21 protein-coding genes are annotated in these 22200 nt (G+C 28.5%); 17 read left to right on the top strand and 4 right to left on the bottom strand.

The genetic code is table 11. The features are described 5' to 3' along the window. Nucleotides 1–157 precede the first annotated feature (157 nt). The 8 genes from RYO54_RS10870 to RYO54_RS10835 all read left to right on the top strand — a co-directional run bounded on the left by RYO54_RS10870 (nucleotide 158) and on the right by RYO54_RS10835 (nucleotide 5040). Entirely contained in the window at nucleotides 158–901 is a 744-nt protein-coding gene (locus RYO54_RS10870; protein WP_315118510.1) for a conserved phage C-terminal domain-containing protein, read from the top strand. After that, nucleotides 885–1133 carry a hypothetical protein gene (locus tag RYO54_RS10865; RefSeq protein WP_315118508.1) on the top strand — a complete coding sequence of 83 codons (249 nt, stop codon included), beginning with the start codon at nucleotides 885–887 and terminating at the stop codon, nucleotides 1131–1133. Before RYO54_RS10870 ends, RYO54_RS10865 begins: the two co-directional genes overlap by 17 nt. Nucleotides 1134–1217: 84 nt before the next feature. Continuing rightward, nucleotides 1218–1709, top strand: coding sequence for a GNAT family N-acetyltransferase (locus RYO54_RS10860; protein ID WP_315118507.1), 492 nt, complete (start codon nucleotides 1218–1220; stop codon nucleotides 1707–1709). A 206-nt stretch (nucleotides 1710–1915) separates the two neighbouring features. Continuing rightward, nucleotides 1916–2083: a hypothetical protein gene (locus RYO54_RS10855; protein WP_315118506.1), complete on the top strand. Its 168-nt coding sequence runs from the start codon at nucleotides 1916–1918 to the stop codon at nucleotides 2081–2083. A 308-nt stretch (nucleotides 2084–2391) separates the two neighbouring features. Further along, nucleotides 2392–3537: an HNH endonuclease signature motif containing protein gene (locus tag RYO54_RS10850; protein WP_315118504.1), complete on the top strand. Its 1146-nt coding sequence runs from the start codon at nucleotides 2392–2394 to the stop codon at nucleotides 3535–3537. Further along, complete coding sequence (locus RYO54_RS10845) at nucleotides 3509–3826, top strand: nucleotidyltransferase domain-containing protein (protein ID WP_207720487.1); 318 nt, start codon at nucleotides 3509–3511, stop codon at nucleotides 3824–3826. Before RYO54_RS10850 ends, RYO54_RS10845 begins: the two co-directional genes overlap by 29 nt. 342 nt (nucleotides 3827–4168) lie before the next feature. After that, nucleotides 4169–4534: a helix-turn-helix transcriptional regulator gene (locus RYO54_RS10840; RefSeq protein WP_163256418.1), complete on the top strand. Its 366-nt coding sequence runs from the start codon at nucleotides 4169–4171 to the stop codon at nucleotides 4532–4534. A 20-nt stretch (nucleotides 4535–4554) separates the two neighbouring features. Then, nucleotides 4555–5040: a GyrI-like domain-containing protein gene (locus RYO54_RS10835; protein WP_003492939.1), complete on the top strand. Its 486-nt coding sequence runs from the start codon at nucleotides 4555–4557 to the stop codon at nucleotides 5038–5040. A 452-nt stretch (nucleotides 5041–5492) separates the two neighbouring features. Here RYO54_RS10835 and RYO54_RS10830 read toward each other — a convergent pair whose 3' ends face one another. Then, on the bottom strand, nucleotides 5493–6977 hold the full coding sequence (locus tag RYO54_RS10830; protein ID WP_315118492.1) for a hypothetical protein: 1485 nt from the start codon (nucleotides 6975–6977) through the stop codon (nucleotides 5493–5495). 204 nt (nucleotides 6978–7181) lie between these two features. On the opposite strand from RYO54_RS10830, the gene RYO54_RS10825 reads away from it, so the two are divergent. The 3 genes from RYO54_RS10825 (at nucleotide 7182) to RYO54_RS10815 (ending at nucleotide 9926) form a co-directional block, all read left to right on the top strand. Then, entirely contained in the window at nucleotides 7182–8126 is a 945-nt protein-coding gene (locus RYO54_RS10825; protein ID WP_315118489.1) for a hypothetical protein, read from the top strand. A 381-nt stretch (nucleotides 8127–8507) separates the two neighbouring features. After that, complete coding sequence (locus RYO54_RS10820) at nucleotides 8508–8972, top strand: helix-turn-helix domain-containing protein (RefSeq protein ID WP_315118487.1); 465 nt, start codon at nucleotides 8508–8510, stop codon at nucleotides 8970–8972. Between the two features lie 468 nt (nucleotides 8973–9440). After that, a complete protein-coding gene (locus RYO54_RS10815) occupies nucleotides 9441–9926 on the top strand; it encodes an isochorismatase family protein (RefSeq protein WP_315118485.1) in 486 nt (161 codons plus the stop codon). Between the two features lie 74 nt (nucleotides 9927–10000). On the opposite strand, the gene RYO54_RS10810 is transcribed toward RYO54_RS10815, so the two are convergent. Next, nucleotides 10001–11374, bottom strand: a complete 1374-nt coding sequence (locus RYO54_RS10810) for a DUF4317 domain-containing protein (protein ID WP_315118483.1) — start codon at nucleotides 11372–11374, stop codon at nucleotides 10001–10003. A gap of 471 nt (nucleotides 11375–11845) precedes the next feature. Then, nucleotides 11846–12688 (bottom strand): SDR family NAD(P)-dependent oxidoreductase, encoded by an 843-nt coding sequence (locus tag RYO54_RS10805; RefSeq protein WP_315118482.1) that lies wholly within the window; start codon nucleotides 12686–12688, stop codon nucleotides 11846–11848. 140 nt (nucleotides 12689–12828) lie between these two features. Between RYO54_RS10805 and RYO54_RS10800 the strand changes: the two genes are divergently transcribed. The 3 genes from RYO54_RS10800 (at nucleotide 12829) to RYO54_RS10790 (ending at nucleotide 15891) form a co-directional block, all read left to right on the top strand. Next, nucleotides 12829–13362 carry a TetR family transcriptional regulator gene (locus RYO54_RS10800; RefSeq protein WP_315118515.1) on the top strand — a complete coding sequence of 178 codons (534 nt, stop codon included), beginning with the start codon at nucleotides 12829–12831 and terminating at the stop codon, nucleotides 13360–13362. Between the two features lie 145 nt (nucleotides 13363–13507). Next, on the top strand, nucleotides 13508–14206 hold the full coding sequence (locus RYO54_RS10795; protein WP_315118480.1) for a DapH/DapD/GlmU-related protein: 699 nt from the start codon (nucleotides 13508–13510) through the stop codon (nucleotides 14204–14206). Between the two features lie 560 nt (nucleotides 14207–14766). Beyond that, nucleotides 14767–15891, top strand: a complete 1125-nt coding sequence (locus RYO54_RS10790) for a radical SAM protein (RefSeq protein ID WP_315118478.1) — start codon at nucleotides 14767–14769, stop codon at nucleotides 15889–15891. A gap of 276 nt (nucleotides 15892–16167) precedes the next feature. On the opposite strand, the gene RYO54_RS10785 is transcribed toward RYO54_RS10790, so the two are convergent. Then, entirely contained in the window at nucleotides 16168–16734 is a 567-nt protein-coding gene (locus RYO54_RS10785; RefSeq protein WP_315118476.1) for a TetR/AcrR family transcriptional regulator, read from the bottom strand. Between the two features lie 210 nt (nucleotides 16735–16944). Here RYO54_RS10785 and RYO54_RS10780 point away from each other — a divergent pair, with 210 nt between their 5' ends. The 3 genes from RYO54_RS10780 (at nucleotide 16945) to RYO54_RS10770 (ending at nucleotide 22044) form a co-directional block, all read left to right on the top strand. Next, nucleotides 16945–17646 (top strand): ABC transporter ATP-binding protein, encoded by a 702-nt coding sequence (locus RYO54_RS10780; protein ID WP_315118474.1) that lies wholly within the window; start codon nucleotides 16945–16947, stop codon nucleotides 17644–17646. Nucleotides 17647–17665: 19 nt separating this feature from the next. Further along, the gene (locus RYO54_RS10775; protein ID WP_315118513.1) at nucleotides 17666–21064 is read left to right on the top strand and encodes an FtsX-like permease family protein; all 3399 of its coding nucleotides are present in this window, start codon (nucleotides 17666–17668) and stop codon (nucleotides 21062–21064) included. Between the two features lie 275 nt (nucleotides 21065–21339). Next, a complete protein-coding gene (locus RYO54_RS10770) occupies nucleotides 21340–22044 on the top strand; it encodes an alpha/beta hydrolase (protein ID WP_315118472.1) in 705 nt (234 codons plus the stop codon). Nucleotides 22045–22200 lie beyond the last annotated feature (156 nt).

The raw sequence follows: 22200 nt of genomic DNA, 5'->3' as shown, positions 1-22200 counted from the left end.
TCGCTGAAGCTCAAGAGTTCTAATATCTCTCACTTGTAGAAGATGGGAGTATTACAGATGGGAGTCATCGGATAAAAGCTTAAAATTTTAAGAATTGTTAAAAGATGGACTCAAGCAAAACTAAATAAAATTTGATTACTAAAAGGGAGGAGTTTTTGTGAAGTATACAATACTGGGCTTTAAGCAAAGTGAGTTAGTAAGGTTTGGCTTAGACATGATAGATGCACTGATATTAAGGTATTTTGTTGATTTTAAAGATAGCGGACGTATGGATGAAGAGGAAATAAGTGGTGAGACTTATCATTGGGTTAGATATGATAGCATAATAGAAGATTTACCTATATTAAGTTTGAAGAAAGATAGCATATATAGAAGACTTAAGAGAATGACAAAAACAGACATTCTTAGACATGAAACTATAAGGGAGAATGGAGTATATTCTTACTATGGTATTGGCTCCAATTTTATACAGCTGATATCGGATTTTAAAACCGACCCTTCGGAATTAAATACTGAACCTTGTGGAGATAAATCCATAACCCTTACGGAAATAAATCCTGAACAAAAGATTAATCTACTAAAAGACCCATCTACTAAAGATATTAATAATATATATACTTCAGTTGTAAACTACTTGAATGAAAAAGCTGATAAGAAATACAGAGTAAACAGTAAAAAAACACAGCAGCTCATAAGAGGGAGAGTGAAGGAAGGTTTCACTGTGGAGGATTTTTATAAAGTAATAGACAACAAGGTGAAAGAGTGGTCGAGTACTGATATGGAAAAATACTTAAGACCAGAAACTTTGTTTGGGAATAAATTTGAGGGATACTTAAATCAAAATAACCAAGAGAGGGATTTTGAAGAAGTAGAGGGTGAGGGACTTGGGTTTAGTATATAGTGATAAAATTGAAACTTGTGAAGTTTGCAAAGAACCCATAGGCATAGTGGTAGATTTATATTTTGGCTCTAGACTATATCCAAGGGCTTGCAAATGCAGAAGGGAAATTTATAGGAGAGAAAGACTTGAAGAGAAAAATAGAGAAAAACAAATAGGGCTTAAAAGAGTTATAGATAATGCACTTATGGATAAATCCATATCATGTAAATGTGATATAGTTACCATTAGATAAGTCAAAATAGTATATTAAAGAGGCCTATAGACAGGTTTTACCCGCATCTATAAAAAAATTATTGTAAGGGGGATAATGAATTTAATGGAGAAAAGAGTATATTTAGAAAAATTTACACCTGCGGATTTTGATAAATATTATGAATTAGTTGGCAATGAAAAAGTAATGGCTATGATTACAGAAAGGGCAATTCCTCTGGATGAAGCAATAAAAAATTATAATATGCTTTTGAGTAACAACGAATTACATAAGTCATTTGGTAATTTTAAAGTAATGGAATTTACAACTAACAAATTTATTGGTTCTGCTTTGCTGAAAGTTAAAGAAAAAAGTTCTATAGAAGCAGAATTAGGATATATGCTATTGCCTAATTACTGGGGCAAAGGTATTGGCAGTGAAGTTGCTAAACTTCTAATTGAAAAAGCAAAAGAAGAAAAACAATTAATTAAAATTACTGCTATTATAGATCCTAACAATATTCCTTCCAGAAAAATTTTAATTAATAATGGATTTATTTCATATAAAGTATGTGAAATAGACGGATTACCTGGAGAAATATTAAGTATGAAAATATAGAAATTACTGCGGAGCATTATAAAAATATTAGCATATTTTTGGTTTTATTCTTAACGACAGTAAGGAAGTTAGTGTTACTCTAAATGGAAAAATAGTGCTATTAAACCTAATCTGCATGTCTATAGTTTATTTGCCTTTCATATTTGCTAAAGAATATGGAAAAGCAGAGGATAAGATTTTTAATCATACTTCTTAATTGTTTAAATATGTTAAATAATACAATAGCTGGTTTAGGTATTCAGCATAATATTTCAAGTTTTTTCGTAGGTGCGGTAATATTTATAATATCAGTAATATTTTTTCAAAGATATATTAGAGAATTAGAACATGTTGATGTTAATTTTCAAGAGAATAGTATATCATCAAAGGGGTAATTTAAATATCTATCATTTATAAGTTAGACAGGTTATGTTTATAATGTAGTTAATGTGAGAAGGAAAAGTATTTAAATATTAAATAGAGTTTAGGATAATTAATGGTGAACCGTATCACAAGTAAATGAGGTTTTAATGCATGTGTTTATAATAGTAGATATGCAAATCCTAAATTATATATTAGTTAATATTTTAAAGCTTACAGAAATTATTAAGTATAGAACGCTTAGTTAGTTAGAGTAACGTGACTTTTTAATACAGTCATAGTAAGAGAGACTAAAGTGATGATTTTAAAGGAGATGAAAGGGATGGGCAGAAATATAGATACTAACGTTGAAAGAAGGATATATGCTGAATCTATGGGGAGATGTATGAATCCAGAATGTAAAGTAGAATTGTTCAAAGAAAGCGGCGACATAATGGAAAAGGCACATATAATTCCGTATTGTGATACTAAAGACAACTCGTATGAAAATTTAATTATTTTATGTCCAAATTGTCATACAAACTTTGATAAAAACGGTGCATTCAGTGTAGAGGATGTTAAAACATGGAAACAAATACGTAAGGATGAATTTGAGCGTTTTTTTAGTAAAGAGTATGATACATTTGAGAATTTAAAAAATGAAGTAGTTCCATTGTTATTACATAATCAAGCAATTTTTGAAAACTATTATTTAGAGACTAAAAGGGAATTATGGGATATTTCTGAGGGAAAGATTCTTTCAAACAATAGAATACTAAGAAGTATTTTAAAACATAATGCTAAGTTGATTCAAAATCATTCTGATGAAAGCTACTCAAATTTAGCAATAGTACAAAAGTTTATGCTTCATATTGATGAGTTCGAAGCTACTCGATTAAGTAAAGAAAAAATAAGACATGTATTATTTCCGGCTAAGATTAACTCTTTGTTTGGAATAGAACCTTTAAAGGAAGACTTTATACCATCTGTAGAGTCTATTGAGAGTTTAATAGCAGTATTGCAGAATAAGGGAGAATTTGAATCTATTGTTTTAGGTGTCGATAATCCATATATACAGGTTAGAAAAGACAGGACTTCTGAAAAAATTTATCTTAACGATACCCCTAGGTTAAGACAAATGTATTATGATAACAATTGTTTTAGGAAAGTGAATGTTCGATTTGAAAGCTTAAATTATGCTCTAAAAGCTATAAAGTCAAGAGGGTTAAATTTTAATTTTTTGAATATAAACAATCTAAAAGAAATTACAGTAAATGGTGTAAAGATAGTTTTTATTTATGAGTATTGCTTAAGTAAAGTTAAATTACTACAACTATCTCCAGAGGAAAAATGTGTGGTTTTAAACTTGCATAATTGGAATGGTGAGAGTTGTATTTCAGCAGAAGCATACGAACTAGCAAAAGAAATGAAGGTTACGTTACTAACAATGGGTAAATTTTATGGATACATTAATAGCATTAAACACTAAAGATAGTGTCATTCAGAAAATTATATATCATATAGAATTGTTTGAGTCATTTGAAAATGTGTATTTATTTGGATCAATAATCAATGAGAAAAGAACTCCAAATGATATAGATTTATTGCTAATATACAAAGATTTTTCTAGTAGACTTTTAATTGATTTGGATAAGATAAGCACTATTTTTGATCAATTATATGGATTCTCCTTTGATTTAACTGTACTAAGTGAACATGAGGAAGAAGAGTCAAGTTTTATAATTAGATTAAACTCAAATTACTTAAGACTAAAATGACAAATCTTTATATCAATAAAATAAAGGATTATTTTGCTTAAATGAATTTACTTTTATTATTTAGTAATAAAGCTTTTTATCTATATAATTTATGTTTAGTGGAAGACATAAAACCCTATTTGTATAGATGGTTGAAATTTATCGCCTTTAGAAAACCGCCGTTGCAGTATGTACGGTGAACCGTATCACAAGTAAATGAGATTTTTGGCCTTAACCATTGAAATTACTTGGTTAAGGCTATTTTTTTATCTAAAAATACCGTATCATAAGTAAGGTTATATTTACAAATTATGTTATAATAAATTTAAGCAATAGATAAATAGAAATTTAAGGGGTAACTGTATGGATAGTTATAAACGATTATTAAGCAAAGTAGAAGATTATATTGAAAATAATTTAGATAGACGAATTTCATTAAAAGAGCTGAGCGACCATGTATGCTTATCTGAATTTCATTTTCATAGAATATTTAAAGAGATGACATCAGAGACATTAAGTCAGTTTATTACTCGAATAAAAATGGAGAGGTCAGCTATATTTCTAAAAGTAAATTCTAATATAACTATTACAGAGATAGCTTATAGATATGGCTATTGTGATACAAGTTCATATTGTCGTGCATTTAAAAAGCATTTTAAATGTACACCTAAAGAATTTAGAAATAGCAAGAAAATACAATCATGGAGTAAGTTCACCATGATAGACTAAATTCAAGGAGTGTGAAGAATATGAATGAACCTAATATAACAATTAAAGATATAGAAATGAAGATTATTTATATAAGATTTAGAGGGAGTTACATAGAGTTTAGACGAAATAGTCGTCGAATGTTTAAGCAGCTATTTGCTTTTGCGACAAAGAATAATTTGATTAACCCCGAATTCACAAAAGTACTAACTATGTATAATGATAATCCGTTCATAACAGATGAAAAAAACTTAAGAACAAGTGTCGCAATGACAGTGCCTAATGATATAGACATAATTGAAGAAGGTGAAATATGTGTATCAAAAATAACTGGTAGATTTGGGATAGGAAGCTTCAATATTTCACGTAATGAGTATGGAAAAGCATGGGAAGAAATGTATCAAGGATGGCTATTTAAAGGTGAGTACCAAGCGCGTGATGCTGTACCATTTGAACTTTATGTAACAGAACCACCTATGAACTCTAAAGATAAGAGTTTTACTGATATTTATATTCCAATTGAGTAAATCCATTTAGATTCATTAAAATAGAAAAAATTACCATAATAAACCAGTAAATAGTAACACTAAAACGTCATTACTCATTAAGTATCACTTGCCTTCATAAAAGAGGTAAGTGATACCAGTAGCCCACTTTTAGCTATTAAATTGTACTTTAGAATTACACCATAATTATGTAGAATATATACAGAAGAATAAACTGGAAAAACCTCATTTGGAATGGTTACGGAGAACCGTACCATAAATAAATGAGGTTTTTACTAAAATTGGATAATGCAATCTAAATAACTGATATCATGAGAACTATAATAAATAACATTAGTTTAAAGCTATTTAAGATTATCCATATCATAAGTGAACGAGTTTTTTAGAAGGGGAACGCACATAGAGTTGTACAAGTTCAAATCTATATGCTTCCCAATTAAAAGTATCTCAAATATAAGTTTAATTTGTGTGATTTATCTGAATAACTGTTTTAATATGATTGTCATTGCTACACTGCTAGTATTTTCTCCCTGAAATAATTCTTTGTTAGATACTATTTCATTATTCTCATTGAAAATATGTAATTCTATCCTATTGCTAAAATTTTCAGATTTAGAAATTAAAAATTCAATTAAATTTTCACTTATTAATATTGGAAGTTTAAATGAAAAAGTTTTTACCTCAAATTCTAAAAATAATGTAGATTGGTCATCAGACACAGTTGGTACACACTTTAAAAGATTATGATTTCTAAACTCAAGTGCGTATTCATTTTTTAGAACAGCATAAATGTGTAGTATCTTTTTTTCGTCATATTCTTCTAAATATACATTTTTACTTATTTCCATTAAATCAATGTTATTGAGGCTATCTTTTTGTATTTTTGTAAGTATATCGAAAACTAGCCTAAAAGTATCTACAGATATTTTATCAAATGGCTTAGTTTTACTTAATATATTTTCAGCAAAAGCATTTTTAGTTAATGCAATATTTTGCTTATTACAATAATTGAAAATATCCTTTTTAAATATAATTTCTGTACCTTCAACTTTATATACTTTATTATCTAAAATATGATTATCAGCTATATTTTTGTTAACATCTAAGCCATAGACATTGTTAATTGTTAGATGTTTACATGTTTCTTTGTCAAATTCATTTGCTAAGAATAACCTTCTTCCGTTAATGTCTAAGGTTTTTATTTCATCATCTGTATAATAATTCTCTGTACTAATTAAAGGAGTAGTTTTTCTATGAAATGGAACAGGTAATATCAAAGAATAAACATTATTTCCATAATATTTAAAAATACTATCTTTATGCTCATTATTTATATTTGGCTCATCTGAGTCAAATATAAATACTTTTAAATATTCATTTTTAAAAAGTGATTGATATTTGCATATATTTAATAAAGTACTATTTCCCATTTGAACATCATCTTCGTATTCAAAGAACTCAAAATCTAAGCTTTGATATTCATCTCTCATCTTAAAATCAGATAGGGCATTTTTCAGATGTTTCCAATCAGTTTTTCCTTCAGTAATAATTAGATTTTTATTTGAGTGAGTGATTTCATCAAATCTTAAATTGGCTGTTGGTAAATATTCTTTAATATAAATATCATACATAGTATTACTAGATTTTTGAATAAATCTAAGCTCATTTCTTCCATGAGTACACTCGGATTGCACAAGAATATCCTTACTAATAACTAATCTATCGTCATCTTCTGTTCCATAAATTAAGATAGAGTTACTATCTATATTAATGTGACCAATTTTAAATTTACTATAAATAACTGATTGATTGCTCTCTTCACCTTCCCAAGTATCAGAGATGAATTTAATATAAATCCATTTGTTATTAAATGTTTTTAAAAGCTTTTCTGCATTTTCTAAGCTGATTTTTATCATTCTGATGTCACCTTGTAAATAGTTATATTTAGAAGTGTTCATTCTATTACACCGTATTATCCTTTCTAAAAATTAGTATTGATGTGATTTTAATAATATTTGTTAAAATATAATATATTGTCATAAATTATACCATAGGGAAGTAAATTGTATCAATGAAGTATATAAATATATATTATAAAAATAGTAAAAGCTAAGTTATTGCTATATAATTTAGATAGTATATTTCGGGGGGGGGATAAAGTCATGGAGATTATTCATGAAAATTATGAAAAGATAGATGTATTTAAAGATTTCTGGAAAGTCCACCAAGGTTTAAGAAAAGATTATTACCTTATAAATTCTGTAAAAGATATATTTGATGGATTTGCTACAATAGATAGCAAGGAAAAATGTAAAGAGAATAATAGTAAAATGGATAAGTATGTTGAAAATATAAATATATTAAATAGAAAATATTTAGACATAGAACAAAATTTATCAGATAAATCAGAAAAAGTAAATGATGAAGTAGCAGCAGCTTTAGATGAGGAATGTATTGAGCTTAATAAAGATTTTTCAATTTTGTATGAAGTTATTGTTCAGAGCATAAATTTAAGTAGTGAAATGCAAGAACTTATTACTGATGCACTTGTATTTATAAAAAATAAAAGGAATGAATTTAATGAAAATCTAATAAAAGTTAGTAATATAGAGTGTATTAATTACTTTATTATGAGAGATAGAGATAATATTAAAACAAAGCTGAATAGGAGTATAGATGAAGATAAGATTATAAATTATGAGATTGTGTGTAGTAATACAAGTAAAGATGTTGTAAAAGATTTTAGAACACTTGTTAATAAACATGGAAACTTAATAGTGGGAAATAATAAAAAAATTATGATTAAAAAAATTGATAGAAGTTACATAATAGAACGTTTAATAGCACAAGTTCAGAATCAATATGAATATACAATACAAATAGAAAGTTTTATTTCAAATAATAATAAAGAGAAAAATGTAAATAGGTTAAACAAAAATTTGTTTATAATTAATATCGTTGCACCTATAATAGGCGTAATAAGTATATTACCTATAATAAATAAAATATATGAATTATATGGATGGGAAAAGATTTGTTTAAGTGCTGTTGTTATATTTTGCATCATAGTAATTTTTTATAGAAGTATTTTTAATAAAAAATATTAGTAAAAAACCTCACTTGTAAGTGATACGGAGAACCGTATCATAAGTAAATGAGGTTTATAGCCTTGGGCGTTAATACAACTTGTCCAAGGTTATTTTTGTTAGCGAAAGTATTATATTAGAATAAAAGAGATATTAGTTAATTTGCAAAATGTGCTATAATAAATAACATATTATTTAAGATTATTTTTACAAAATAAAAATAGGTGAGAAAATTAGATTAACTACTGAAATGTTAAGGTGTAAAAAGGATTTTACATTAAAAAATATATGGATTTTATGACGTAAAACATATTTATCATTCAATATACGTAAGATGTAAAAGACATTAGATAGAAATTTAGTATTAATAATCCTATGATTAATTTATGGAAAGGAGATTTTATGAATATTAGTAATCAGCTTAAAAACTATAGAAAAGAATTTAATATATCTCAAGAGGAGTTAGCTGAAATAGTACATGTTTCTAGACAAACTATTTCAAATTGGGAGAATAATAAAAGCTATCCAGATTTACAAAGTTTAGTGCTGATTAGTGAGTATTTTAAAATCTCTTTAGATGAATTAGTGAAAGGAGATGTAGTTAACATGAAAAGCCAACTAGATAGAAATGAAATGAGTAAATATGCTAATGGTATGTTAATAGGATTTGTTCTTATGCTTCTAAGTATACATTTTGCAAAAAGAATTCCACCATATGGGTTTATAGCTATGGTTATTTTTAGCGGAGTTATGTTATGGTCTGCATTTAAGGTTGAGAAAATTAAAAAGGATAAGAACATACAAACTTATAAAGAGATATTAGCTTATATGGAAAGTGGTAAAGTTTGTAATAAGGATAAAAACTAAAAGCCCTATATTAGCAAAGATTTTATTTGGAGTAGTATCTGGTCTGATAACAGTGTTATTAGCATTTATATTATTAAAGTATTTTTAAAGAATAAGTATAATTGAAAAAGTCAACTATTCTTGGTGAGATGAAATACCTTTTTTAGTTGTAAGTATACTTGCTGTGATATGTACTGGGGTATCTATTAAGTTTTTTAGGTGAGAGTAATTTGAAACTTATAAATAAAGTATATACAGAAGCTTGACTGGATATATATTTAGATGTATAATTATGGTATAAATTATTCGAAGGGAGTGATGTATTATGATGAATCTAAATATAATAACAAAATTAAGCATGGCTCCCGGCATGGCTTATTAGAGAATCAGTAATGTAATGTTTTTATAATGACTACCCGGGAGAAGTTTTTATTTCATCCGGGTATTTTTATGCCCAAATTTAAAATAAAATTAGGGAGGCAATGTAAAATGAATATTGCATTATTAATAATTGACGTGCAAGAGGCTTTTTTAGGTCATAGGAAAGAAGAAAAAGAATATCAGAATACCTTTGAATATATAAACGAGACAGCAGCATTATTTAGAAAGTCTGGTAAACCTGTGATAGTTATTAGAGATATTGAAGGCGGTAATGATGGTACTTTTCAGAATGTAGAGGATTTAGTTACCCAGGATAGTGATATAGAAGTTTTAAAGGTGTTTAGTAATAGCTTTTGGGAGACAGATTTAGAAGAAATATTAAAAGAAAAAAATGTTGACTTTGTTGTACTGTGCGGCAATGCAGCGGAGTATTGTGTACTAGCAACTTATAATGGCGCAATAGAGAGGGGCTTTGGAGCAGCTATGCTTCAACACGGTATATTTGCCATCAAACCAGGTGGTTTAATGGATATCTACAATAATAGGTCGTTGATTTCTTTTGAAGTTATTTCGTATATGCTTAGTAATTGTTAATGCAAGAGGAAAGATCAAATTTAGTTGAAATATAAATTTTTAGGGGTATCAAGGAATGATACCCCTACTTGAATTTAAATCAAATCATCTAAGCCATTAACTGTAGTTTGTTCATTCTCATTAATAGGAATAACTATGCATTTTTGGCCATCAATTATTTGAGATTTTATTTGAGGTATTTTTTCAGGTTTTACTTGAAGTATAACGTCATAGTTAGGAGTAACCTTATTATCTTCTGAATTTATATCTTGAACTTTCTCTAAATTAATTTCTGAAGTTTCTTCTAAATCAGTTTCTGAAGCTTCTTCTAAAACCCCATTATCATCATTAACTTCTGTAGAAATGAGAGTTTCATTATCTACAGAAACCTCTTGTTTAACTTGCTCAAGTTTAGTTTGAAGTATTTCTACTTGTTTCTGAAGACGTTCTTCCTTTTTTCTTTGAGCATTTGCTTTAAGAGCCTTTGGGTCAATTAAATTTTCCGCTAAAGGAAGATCATCACCAAAGTTTTCTACATAGGATTTTTCAATTTTTGTAGTAATTTCTTCAGGAACTCCACTATCTACTAAAAGGTTTTGTATATCCTTCTTTGTTAAGCTTATAGGTTCACAATCTATATCATCATATATAGCATTGTGTTCATCTATCATAGTATTTAGGTTTTCTTGTATTTCCATAAAAACTTTATCAGCCTTCTTTTCATCAGTACTAAAAGAATCTTTAATAATTGATTGGAAGGTTTCTTTTTGTATAGTAGCAGTCTGTTTTGAATAACAACCTAAAACATTTTCCATTAATTCAGGATGTGTATCTTTTGCATTTTTTGTGTAATACATAATAGAGTTAACATCTGAACTACGATCAATAAAAGCAGGAAAGACAAAACCATTAATTGGGGCATCAACTACCCAATCTCTAATACGTGCTTTTATTTTGTTTTCTTCTTCAAAGTATCTAAGACCAGGCTCTGAAAGCGAAACAGGACATATTGCACATAACAGATATTCATATACTTCTTCAGATTCATCTATCTTTGCATTATCAGTGGTTTTAGTAATAACATCATAAGCATCATGAAAAATAAGTATTAAAAAGTTACCGGTGTAATCATAGTTATCTATAATCAATTCATAAAAATTATGAAGAAGGGCATCATCCTTTAATTGACTGTTTTTAAGCTGCATAAGAGAAATTTGACTTTCATTTATAAGATCTTCATTAGTTGGAAAGTTAAGTTCTAAAATATTATTGCCCATGGTTCCAGACATTACCTTTTTGGCAATTTCTAAGTATTTGAAGTATTCATCCTCATCTAAACTTAGAAAGGTTTCTCTAAATTTTAAAATAATATGTTTTTCTCCATTAACATAGCAGCCACACATCTTAGTGAAGGTACAATGATCTTTCTTTAAACGTTTTTTTAACTCAAGTATATCTTTTTTTCTCATATATAAACTCCTCAATCAAGTATTTTCTATTTGTAGGTAATTAATTATAAGGAAACTCATTATCATATTCATTCCAATGAGCAACTTTCTTTAAGCCAAAGTGAATATTTGGCTACTTACTTAAGTATAGTATTTTTTTTATATTAATTAAAGATTTTATTAGGGAAAATTAAAATAGGTGATATGCAAATAATAAGCATACTATAAAGAGAAAAAAGATTGGAGGAATTTTTTATGACAACAGATATTTTTAATGCATAGCAGGACTATTGCATTTTGGAATATGCTTTTAATTCAAGTTTTTTTATCATCAAGAGAGAACCAATCATAATAGTAGATTATGACATAGTATTTAAAACCTTGTAAGTGTTGAACTTTTTTCGGAAGATGATTTTATAAAATATGAAAATACTTTTGAAATCAAACTATTAAAAGGGTATCAAGGAGTGATACCCCTATTAGTTTTCTAATTTATAAAGTAGACGGTATACCTAGTAATTTTTGTGTTTCTGCATATAGCATTTCAGAATTTTTAGAATTAAATGTATTCATTGATAGATCCACAGGTTTTTCTTTTATAAATGCATATAATCCGCTTGAATACGGTTGTTCAATTACTTGACGTATTTGTTGAGCTGCTTCTTCTGGGGTTTTTCCAATAAATTTGTACATAATTGACATCAAGAACTGCATAAATTTATTCTTTTGAGAAACAGCGGAACCTGTTGTACTTACGAGCCAAGGGTTATAAAGAATAGTTCGGATTGATGGATGTTCTTTTGAATATTTCACTGCCCATAAATCATTCAAACGACTTCCGTGTTGCATAGCTTTGAAGCTTTCAAATGAATCGGAAAATTGCAAATTATTCCATTGTACATCTCCCTTCATTCCAGGTGCTGCGACATTAACGATTGTTGGCTCATCTGCTTTTTCTAATAAAGGGGTAAGTCCATAACTCAAAACAAAACGACTCATGTAATATAATGCGAAGGTATGTTCAAATCCTTCAGATGTTCTTATTGCATTTGGACGAAATCCCTGATTAGCAGCAAAGAAAAGTATAATATCTAATTTATCTACTAGTTTTTTAACTTCATCTATAACACGCTTGTTTTCAGATATGAGTGAAAGATCAGCTTTGATAAATGTAGCCTGTGAAATCGCACCTTTATCTTTGGCAAATTGCAAAAAATTATTACCTTTTTCTTTTGAATACCCAACAATGATTACATTATATCCTTTTATCAAATAATAATCAGCAAGTGAACGCCCCATACCATCGGTTCCACCTTGTATTAAAATTGTTTTCATATACAACCTCCTAATAATATATTATAATTAACACAACATATGTTGTTTTAGTCATATGTTATCATGTATATTCATACAAAACAATCAACAAAAAGTTAATATTGTTGTGATAAGGAGGAAACTTAATGAAAGTGCAAAATATGCGACAAACTGCTACAAAGACTTCTATTGAGGATGCATTTGTTCAACTTTTATCGAAAAAAACATTAGAAAAAATAACAATTAAAGACATTACTGATTTTGCAGATATAAATAGAGCAACATTTTATGCACACTATGATGATAAATATCAACTGTTTGATGAAATCTTGCACAATCGTTCAATAGAATTGATAGCTACTCATACTGTGCACATTGTAGAACATGAACATATTTTGGTAGAGCCGTTACTTGATGCAATATTTGAATATCTTCTTCCTGTAAAGGAACACTGCCCTTATACTTACCAGAGCTTATTGCCGAAGTTACGTGAAAAGATGATTGCAGCACTAATTGATTACTTTAAAGACAGCTGCCCCTTATCCTTTGGAAATGAAAAGATCTATTTTAAAATTATGTTATTTGCAAGGACTATTTATGATGCCGCAGAACTAAAAGTTGTTAATAAAACCACATTATCTAAAAAAAAGATAATAGAACAATTAGAATCAATGTTTCATCTAAAAAACGAATAATAGACAAAAATTTAAAAAACAGTTTATCATAAAATCTACCATAACTAAAATAAAGTGTTATAGTGGATTTTTACATTTATAGAATGATTAACAAATTAATATTAAGTTTAATATAATATAATATTAATTTAAGGAGAAAATTATAATGTATAATAGTATAAAAAAAGATTATAAGCCAATAGGGCCAACTAATTTATATGCTTACTTTATTGGAGAAAATCCAATTACTTCATTTAATCCTGTAAGTATATATCCTCAAATAAGTGAAAGTGCATTTATAGGACCATTTTCAAGCGTAATAGGTGATGTAACAATAGAAAAGAATGTATTTGTAGGTGCTAATGTAGTGCTAAGGGCAGATGAGGGAACACCATTTTATATAGGTAATAATTCTAATATACAAGATGGAGTAATATTACATGGGCTAGAAGATGCTAAATACTTTGTAAATGGTATAGGGTATTCAATATATATTGGGAATAAAGTAAGTATAACTCATGGAGCATTAATTCATGGACCAGCTATTGTAGGAAACAATACATTTGTTGGGTTTAATTCAATTGTGTTTAACGCTATAGTAGAGGACAACTGCTATATTGATACTGGAGCAATAGTAACAGGAGGAATTAGGATAGCTGCAAATAGATATGTTCCAATTGGTGCAATTATAAATACACAAGCTAAGGCAGATAATCTTTTAGAAGTACCAAAGGAAAAATCAGATTTCTCGGAAAAGGTTATTAAAGTTAATGTAGAGCTTTCAGAAGTTTACGACTTGAAATTTGGTGATACACGTTGTAGTTGCGGTCTTTGTTGTAATCATAATACCTTAATTAGCAATTAGACAGAAAGAAGATTGATGATTTAGATAATGTAAGTGTTAGTCAGATAGTTAAAACTTTGAATAACAATATATATAAGTGTTTTGATAATATATAAATTTATAGAAGTTATAGAATAGGAAGTGACTTAATTAGTTACTTTCTATTACATTACATGTTGAGTGCGTAGTATTGATAACAAAGGTGGAAAAATAACGGGGTTGAAAAGCCTGTAATATAAGGGATTCCGAAAGTTGGATTTATTTCACCGTTCATAAACTGGTGATTGATGCGCTTAAGGAACTATTATTTATATGTTTTTGGAAGCATATCGACTATAAAAAATCGGTATGGTTGAGTTGACAGAATGGATAAAGCCCATTTAGAGATAGGTTGAGGAGACAGTATAGATGTAATAATAAAATTCTTGTATCTGGAGTAAATTGTGAATTGTTTTTTATTAAATGTTTATATAGAATAGACATGTGGAGTGCGTATGTCTTTTGAAGAAGAATATGTGAACAAGCATAGCAGGAAGATTTGAATTGAATCTTTAGGATAATTAACTAGAGGAGGACATGTTATGAAAATTTCAAAGAAAGATGCGTTGATATGGTTTGAATTTTTTTCAATATTGCCAGAGGATGAGGAACCAATGACAAAACAACAAGAAATCATTTACTCTACCTTTGCACAAATTGAGGAAACCATTGATCATAGAAATGATATGCTAATGTCGAAAATTAAAGGTTTGAAAACTTTAAAGAATAGAACTTTTTTTGTGGGAGATGAAAGCAAATTCCCAGAAGGATGTCGTTCTTGTCTGTTGGGCACTGGTTTGAGTGCAATTAGGAAAACGAACAAATGTAACATAGAGTGTAAGTTCTGTTACAACTATGGCGAACTAGAACATATTCCACCAATTGGCGAAGGTATGTGGCAAATTGGAGACACAAAATTTTATGAGAAGGATATTGATTTACTTCTTTCCATCCACCAGAAACCCACGGGCATTGCCTACGTTTATTTAGAGCCATTCATGGAAATTGAAAAATACTATTCGGTAATAGAGAAATTTAGTGATGCTCAAATTCATCAACATCTATATACAAATGGCATTTTAGCTACGGAAGAGACATTGAAAGCATTAGGTAAGGCCGGTCTTAACGAGATACGTTTCAACCTAGGTGCTTCTAAGTGTTCAGACAAAGTTATTGAAAATATTGGAATAGCGAAAAAATATATTAAAAATGTAGGTATTGAAACTCCAATGACTCCTGAGTTTTTTGAAGATTTTTTTAAGAAAAAGCAAGCGATCTTAGGGACAAAACTCGATTTTATCAATTGTGCAGAATTACATTTAAATGAGAATAACATAGACAATTATTATGGGGAAGATATGTATATTTCCAGACATGGCTATATATCTCCAATTTGGAGTAGGGAATTAACTTTGAAATTCATGAAAATAGCCGATGAAGAAAAGTGGGATTTAGTAGTTCATGATTGCTCAAACTATACAAAGTTTGCCAGAGATTTAAATTTGAGCAGCAAAGAGGGTAGGTGGTTCGGAGCCAGTAATTATGCCTGTGAGTTTTCCAGGATTCCATATGAAGCATTTTTAGCAATACTACATGATGACAATTTCAAATTTTTAAGTGAAGAAGAATTGCCTGACGGCTATAAAGTAGGAGAGTTGATTTATTAGAGAGTCCTGTCATTTTGTTCTTCCTTAAAAAGCTAGAAACACTCCTATGAGAGGTTAGACATCAAATGTTGTTATCAAAGTAGAAGCCCTAATGCAGATAAAATTTAGAGTTTTTGTAATTAGTGACATTATATAAGAGAAAACTATAAGTGGAGTAAGTAGAATAAAATCACACTTGAAGGTGTTATGGTGAACCGTACCATAAATAAATTACTAACTACAAAGGGAATAAATTTTATTATAAAAGTTATAGGTTTTAAAACTAGTCATATAAAATTACTTGTAATATTCAATACTTAATTTATTTACGGTGTTAATTATTTTAACAAGTTCACTGGGGGATTCAGGTAAATCATTTTCCAACCAAGCTTGAATGATTGAAATACAACCACCAACAACATACCTTATATAGTAATTCAAATGAGCTTTAGTAAATTCATTTGAATTACTATATATCTGTTCAATCTCTGTTTTACTAGCAACATAGATTAATCGATCTAGAATCTTATTGTCTCTTTGATTGCAAAGTAGGACCTTACATAAATCTTTATTTTCTGAAATCAACTCAATAACTTTAAGTAATAGGGAATCACTATACTCTTCTACTGGAGTCTCATCAATATAATCAAGAATTTGATTAAATAGTTCATCTTCCATAGACTGAAGTAAATCAAAGGCATCTTTATAATGAGCATAAAAAGTTCCTCTATTAATATCTGCGTTTTTGCATATATCAGTAACAGTAATCTGATGGATTTCTTTAGTTTCAAGTAGTTTAATTAAGCTATCTTTAATGGTTTTCTTAGTATATAAAACTCTACGGTTTCCTTTAATACCTGCCATATATGTTCTCCTTAAAATAATCTGTTTATTACATGTTATTTAATAAACAGATTTAATTTTTATGTCTATTTAATAACGTTAAGAAATTATGTGATTATTGTTTATAAGTATCTATTAACTTATACTATTTATTGTACTATAAAGTGAACAATGTGTCTATTTAATAACTCTGAGTATATAGATTTAAAGGAGAGTAAATGGAGGTATAAGATGTCGTATATAAATATTCTTAATGTATACAAAGAATATAAGATTGGAGAAAATATGGTTGTGGCAAACAACGGAGTTACATTTTCTGTTGAAAAAGGAGAATTTGTCGTTATATTAGGTCCCAGTGGTGCTGGAAAATCCACTATACTTAATATTCTTGGAGGAATGGATAGTTGTGATGAAGGAAAAATAGTAATCGATAATACTGACATATCTCAATTTAATAATAAACAGCTTACTAAATATAGAAGAGACGATGTAGGATTTGTGTTTCAATTTTATAATTTAGTACAAAATCTAACAGCTAAAGAAAATGTAGAACTTGCTACGCAGATTTGCAACAATGCATTAGATGTAGACAAAACCCTTGAAGTAGTAGGACTTAAACATAGAAAGGATAATTTCCCAGCTCAATTATCAGGAGGAGAGCAACAAAGGGTTTCTATTGCAAGGGCAATTGCAAAAAATCCTAAGTTATTGCTTTGTGATGAGCCAACTGGTGCTCTTGACTATAATACAGGAAAACAAGTCTTAAAAACCCTACAAGATACTTGTAGAGAAATGGGGACGACAGTTATAGTCATAACTCATAACTCAGCGATCGCACCAATGGCTGATAGGATTATTAGAATCAATGACGCAAAGGTTAGAAGCATTGATATAAATGATAATCCTATTACAGTTGAAGAGATTGAATGGTAGAGGTGGACTTGGGATGCAGATTAAAGCATATAAGAAATCAATAGCAAGGGAAATTTTATCATCAAAAGCACGATTTATTTCAATATTAACAATTATATTTTTAGGGGTGGCTTTTTATTCTGGCATAAAATCAGCAGGACCTGATATGAATAAAACTATGAATAATCTATACAGTACCTATAATCTTATGGATAGTAAGATTGTATCAAGTCTTGGACTAAATGATGAAGATATAGAGGTACTTAGAAACAATGATGAAATATTAGATTTTTATGGCACACGCAGTATAGATGCAAACCTTGCAAATATGAGCAATGTATTAAGATTCATGGAGTATGACAATAAAAATAACATAAATAACTTCATTGTTGTGGAAGGCAGGTTACCTGAAAAAAGTGGAGAAATAGCCTTAGATGAACAAGCTTTGAAATTAAATAAGAATATGAAGATTGGAGACGAATTTGTAATTGATACTGACGAAGACATAATGAAGTCTTTTAAAAAGACCACATTTAAAATCGTTGGTATTGTAAGAAGTCCAATGTATATTGAAAAGGAATCAAGAGGTACAACTTCTGTTGGTAAAGGTACTATTGATTACTTTGCAGTATTAAATAGCTCGGATATATCAATGGATGTATATACGGAAATCTATGTAAGATTTAAAAATGTACAAGGACTCGATGCTTATAGTGATGAATATAAAGATAGAATGGAGAAAAATACCCAATATCTTGAAAGTTTATATTCAAATAGAACAATAGATAGAGTTGAAGAAATAAAGACAGAAGTAGAAAAAGAATTTGATAAAGCCTATAAAGAAATAGAAGATAATGAAACAAAACTTCTAAAGGCACAAAGAGAAATAGAAGATGGAAAAGAAAAAATTAAAGAAGGCAAAAATCAGTACAACCAATCATTAATAGAGTTTCAAGAAAAAATTAAAGACGGTGAAGCAGATCTTTCATCAGGTGAAAAGAAATTAGAAATAGGTCAAGCAGAACTTAATAAAGAAAAAGAAAAATTTGAAGAAGGAAAAAAACAACTTTATGAATCAAAAGGTGAGCTTGATAAAGTTAAGAAAGAATTTTTAAATCAAGGAATTGATCCTGAAAAGAGTGTAAGTGAATTAGAATATAAAATAGAAGATCTTAGAAAGTTATTTAATTCAATCAATTTACTTTCTAGTGATATAAAGGGTACGGTTAAAAATATTAAAGAGGATGGAGAGATACCTCCCCAAAAGATACAGTATTGGAAAAGTGTTATATCTAATTTAGGTTTAAGTGATATAGCTGGACTAATTCATGAACTAGAAAGAAATCCTAAAAATTTAGATATTGCTATTAACATATATAAATCACTAGATGTTATGGCCAAAACTGTAAATGATAATATGTCTAATTTACAATTATTAGTAGCAGGAATTACTGAATATCAACAAGGTAAATCCCAATATGAGAAGCAGTTAGAGATATTTAATAATAGTAGAGTTCAGCTTGAAGAGGCTCAAAAGCAATTAGATAATGCAAATATTGAACTTTTAAAAGGAGCAAAAGAACTTGAAGAAGGCAAAATACAAGGGGAAGAAGAACTTGATAAAGCAATAAAAGAATTAAATGAATCAGAGCAAAAACTAATAGAAGGTGAAAAAGAAATAAATAAAAATAAACAAAAACTATTAGATGCTAAAAAAGAAGTTGAAAAGGAAGAAAAAGAAAATCTTAAAAATTTAGATAAAAGTAAGTACTACTTCTTTGATAGAAATGATAATCCAGGATATTCGGGATATAAAGATTCAATTAATGCTTTAGATAATATTGCTTCAGTGTTTCCAGTATTTTTCTTTTTATTATCAGTATTAATTTGTTTAACAACAATGACAAGAATGGTAGAGGAAAATCGATTAGAAATAGGTACTTTAAAAGCTTTAGGATACGATGATTTACAAATATCTTGGAAGTTTATAATATATGCTGCATTAGCAAGTATTTCTGGGTGTATATTGGGAATATTAATTGGATGTAGTTTTCTGCCAGTTATAATCAGTAATGCCTATGGAAGTTTATACAGTTTACCAAAATTAATTATACATTATTATCCATCTTATATTATTCAATCTATGGTAATATCAATATTATGTACAGTTGGAGCAGCTGTATTTGTTATAAGGGTTGAATTGAAAAGTAAACCAGCTAATCTTATGAAAGCAAAAGCTCCAAAACTAGGTAAGAAGATATTCTTAGAGGAAATTACACTACTATGGAAAAGACTTAATTTTAATCATAAGGTGACATTAAGAAATATTTTTAGATATAAGCAACGTATGGTAATGACAGTACTAGGGATCGCTGGTTGTATGGCCATACTTGTTACGGGGTTTGGACTTAAATACTCAAATACAAGTATTATAGAAAAGCAATTTAGTAAGTTATGGAGATATGAAGCTATGGTAGTATTCAATGAAGATTCTACTGAAGAAGGTTATAAAGAGTATGAAGATATTTTAAATCAAATAACTGGATATGAGAATAACTTAAATATACATCAAGAATCAGTAATATTTAGTAAAGAGGGTATGAATAAACAAACAGTTACTCTGTATGTACCGCAAGATGTAGAGAAGATAGATCAGTTTATACTATTAAATGATAGGGTGTCAGGTGAAAAATATGAAATATCAGATGATGGTGTTATTATTAATGAGAAGTTAGCCAGACTTTTAGGAGCATCTGTTGGAGATACAATAACTATAAAAGATGAAGAGAATAATTCTTATGATGTGAAAGTAAATAAAATAGTTGAAAATTATATTATGCACCATATGTACATGTCACCATCGCATTATGAAAAAATATTTGATAAAAAAGTTAGATACAATACTCAACTTTTGAATTTTGATAAAAATAAATATGATGTTGATGAAATTTCTTCAAAGCTTTTGGGCTGTGAAAATGTCATAAACGTTACATCAACATCAAAAATACAAAAATCCGCTGAAGAGTCAACTGCTAATATGAACATAGTTATGTTAGTAATAATATTAGCAGCAGGATGTCTTGCTTTTGTAGTTTTATACAACTTAAATAATATAAATGTATCAGAACGTATAAGAGAATTATCCACTATAAAAGTACTTGGATTTTTTGATAATGAGGTTACTATGTATATTTTAAGAGAAAGCATGATATTAACACTCTTAGGAGTACTCACAGGTTCATTTTTAGGAAAAATACTACATGCTTTTATAATTAGTACGGCAGAAACTGATACTATGATGATGTATCCTAATATTTTCATAGATAGTTATATATTCTCTGCCTTGATAACTATACTGTTCTCGATAATAGTTATGATTATGATGCATATTAAGTTAAAGAATATTAACATGATTGATGCATTAAAGTCTAATGAATAATATACATGTGAAGATTTTAAATTAAAAACTAGAAAAGATATTATAGATTGAAAACTCTTACCTTAGCAATATGGGTAAGAGTTTTTTTATGGATAATTCTGCTACAGAATCATTTATAAACTAGATAAATTAGGAAATATAGTGTTATAATTTTATTAGGAAAATATTTTAAAAGCTAACATTAATTATTTGTTATTAAAAATCAAAACATTGAAACTTTAAATAAGGAATTATAAAGTTATAACTTATTTGCGTTTCATAAAGGAGAAATTATGATGATAAAGCAAAATTTAAAAATAGAGAATATTCCTGCAATTTTGTGGGGGAACAAATCAGATAAATTATTTATAGTGGTACATGGCAATATGTCAAATAAAGAAGATGACTTAATTGTGGTATTTGCAGAAGAGGCAACAACAAGAGGTTATCAAGTACTTAGCTTCGATTTGCCTGAACATGGTGACCGTAAGGGGGAAAACTATCCTTGCAAAGTTCAAAACTGTATCGGAGACCTTAATATCATTATGCGTTATGCACAATCAATATCAAATAATATAAGTGTATTTGCCTGTAGTATGGGAGCATATTTTAGCCTATTAGCGTATAAACATCATTCATTGAAACAGTGTTTATTTCTTTCTCCTGTGGTAAATATGGAACGTATAATAAATAATATGATGACATGGTGTAATGTAAGTGAGAACAGGCTAAAAGAAGAAAAAGAAATTTCAACACCTATGGGACAGACACTTTACTGGGATTATTACTGTTATGTGAAAGAACACCCTATTGATCAATGGAATAATCCAACTTCAATTCTCTACGGTTCAAATGATAACTTATGTGAGTTTGATGTGGTATCTAAGTTTGCAAAAGGCTTTAACTGTGATTTACAAGTGATGGAGAATGGAGAACACTATTTCCACACCGAAGAACAACTACAATTTTTCAGACAGTGGTTGAAGAAATATATGAGTTAAATCTATTGGGGTAATAAGATAACCATAAAAAAGAAGATTGTACCTCTCAATTTAGTGCATTAAAAGAGAGGTTTTTTGTTTAAAAAGTTATAAAATAAATATAGAAAATAAAATATGGCTTACTATGGTTAAAAAATATAAATATAATTGAGTGAT

This window comes from uncultured Clostridium sp. (genome assembly GCF_963515715.1).
Lineage (GTDB): Bacteria > Bacillota > Clostridia > Clostridiales > Clostridiaceae > Clostridium_AW.
The sequence above is the reverse complement of the archived record's forward strand: the minus strand, read 5'-3'. Positions and strand labels throughout refer to the sequence as shown.

Coding starts and splice junctions, on each gene's coding strand:
- RYO54_RS10860 (WP_315118507.1), top strand. CDS start 1,218: ATGGAGAAAAGAGTATATTTAGAAAAATTTACACCTGCGGATTTTGAT.
- RYO54_RS10855 (WP_315118506.1), top strand. CDS start 1,916: ATGTTAAATAATACAATAGCTGGTTTAGGTATTCAGCATAATATTTCA.
- RYO54_RS10850 (WP_315118504.1), top strand. CDS start 2,392: ATGGGCAGAAATATAGATACTAACGTTGAAAGAAGGATATATGCTGAA.
- RYO54_RS10845 (WP_207720487.1), top strand. CDS start 3,509: ATGGATACATTAATAGCATTAAACACTAAAGATAGTGTCATTCAGAAA.
- RYO54_RS10840 (WP_163256418.1), top strand. CDS start 4,169: ATGGATAGTTATAAACGATTATTAAGCAAAGTAGAAGATTATATTGAA.
- RYO54_RS10835 (WP_003492939.1), top strand. CDS start 4,555: ATGAATGAACCTAATATAACAATTAAAGATATAGAAATGAAGATTATT.
- RYO54_RS10830 (WP_315118492.1), bottom strand. CDS start 6,977: ATGAACACTTCTAAATATAACTATTTACAAGGTGACATCAGAATGATA.
- RYO54_RS10825 (WP_315118489.1), top strand. CDS start 7,182: ATGGAGATTATTCATGAAAATTATGAAAAGATAGATGTATTTAAAGAT.
- RYO54_RS10820 (WP_315118487.1), top strand. CDS start 8,508: ATGAATATTAGTAATCAGCTTAAAAACTATAGAAAAGAATTTAATATA.
- RYO54_RS10815 (WP_315118485.1), top strand. CDS start 9,441: ATGAATATTGCATTATTAATAATTGACGTGCAAGAGGCTTTTTTAGGT.
- RYO54_RS10810 (WP_315118483.1), bottom strand. CDS start 11,374: ATGAGAAAAAAAGATATACTTGAGTTAAAAAAACGTTTAAAGAAAGAT.
- RYO54_RS10805 (WP_315118482.1), bottom strand. CDS start 12,688: ATGAAAACAATTTTAATACAAGGTGGAACCGATGGTATGGGGCGTTCA.
- RYO54_RS10800 (WP_315118515.1), top strand. CDS start 12,829: ATGCGACAAACTGCTACAAAGACTTCTATTGAGGATGCATTTGTTCAA.
- RYO54_RS10795 (WP_315118480.1), top strand. CDS start 13,508: ATGTATAATAGTATAAAAAAAGATTATAAGCCAATAGGGCCAACTAAT.
- RYO54_RS10790 (WP_315118478.1), top strand. CDS start 14,767: ATGAAAATTTCAAAGAAAGATGCGTTGATATGGTTTGAATTTTTTTCA.
- RYO54_RS10785 (WP_315118476.1), bottom strand. CDS start 16,734: ATGGCAGGTATTAAAGGAAACCGTAGAGTTTTATATACTAAGAAAACC.
- RYO54_RS10780 (WP_315118474.1), top strand. CDS start 16,945: ATGTCGTATATAAATATTCTTAATGTATACAAAGAATATAAGATTGGA.
- RYO54_RS10770 (WP_315118472.1), top strand. CDS start 21,340: ATGATAAAGCAAAATTTAAAAATAGAGAATATTCCTGCAATTTTGTGG.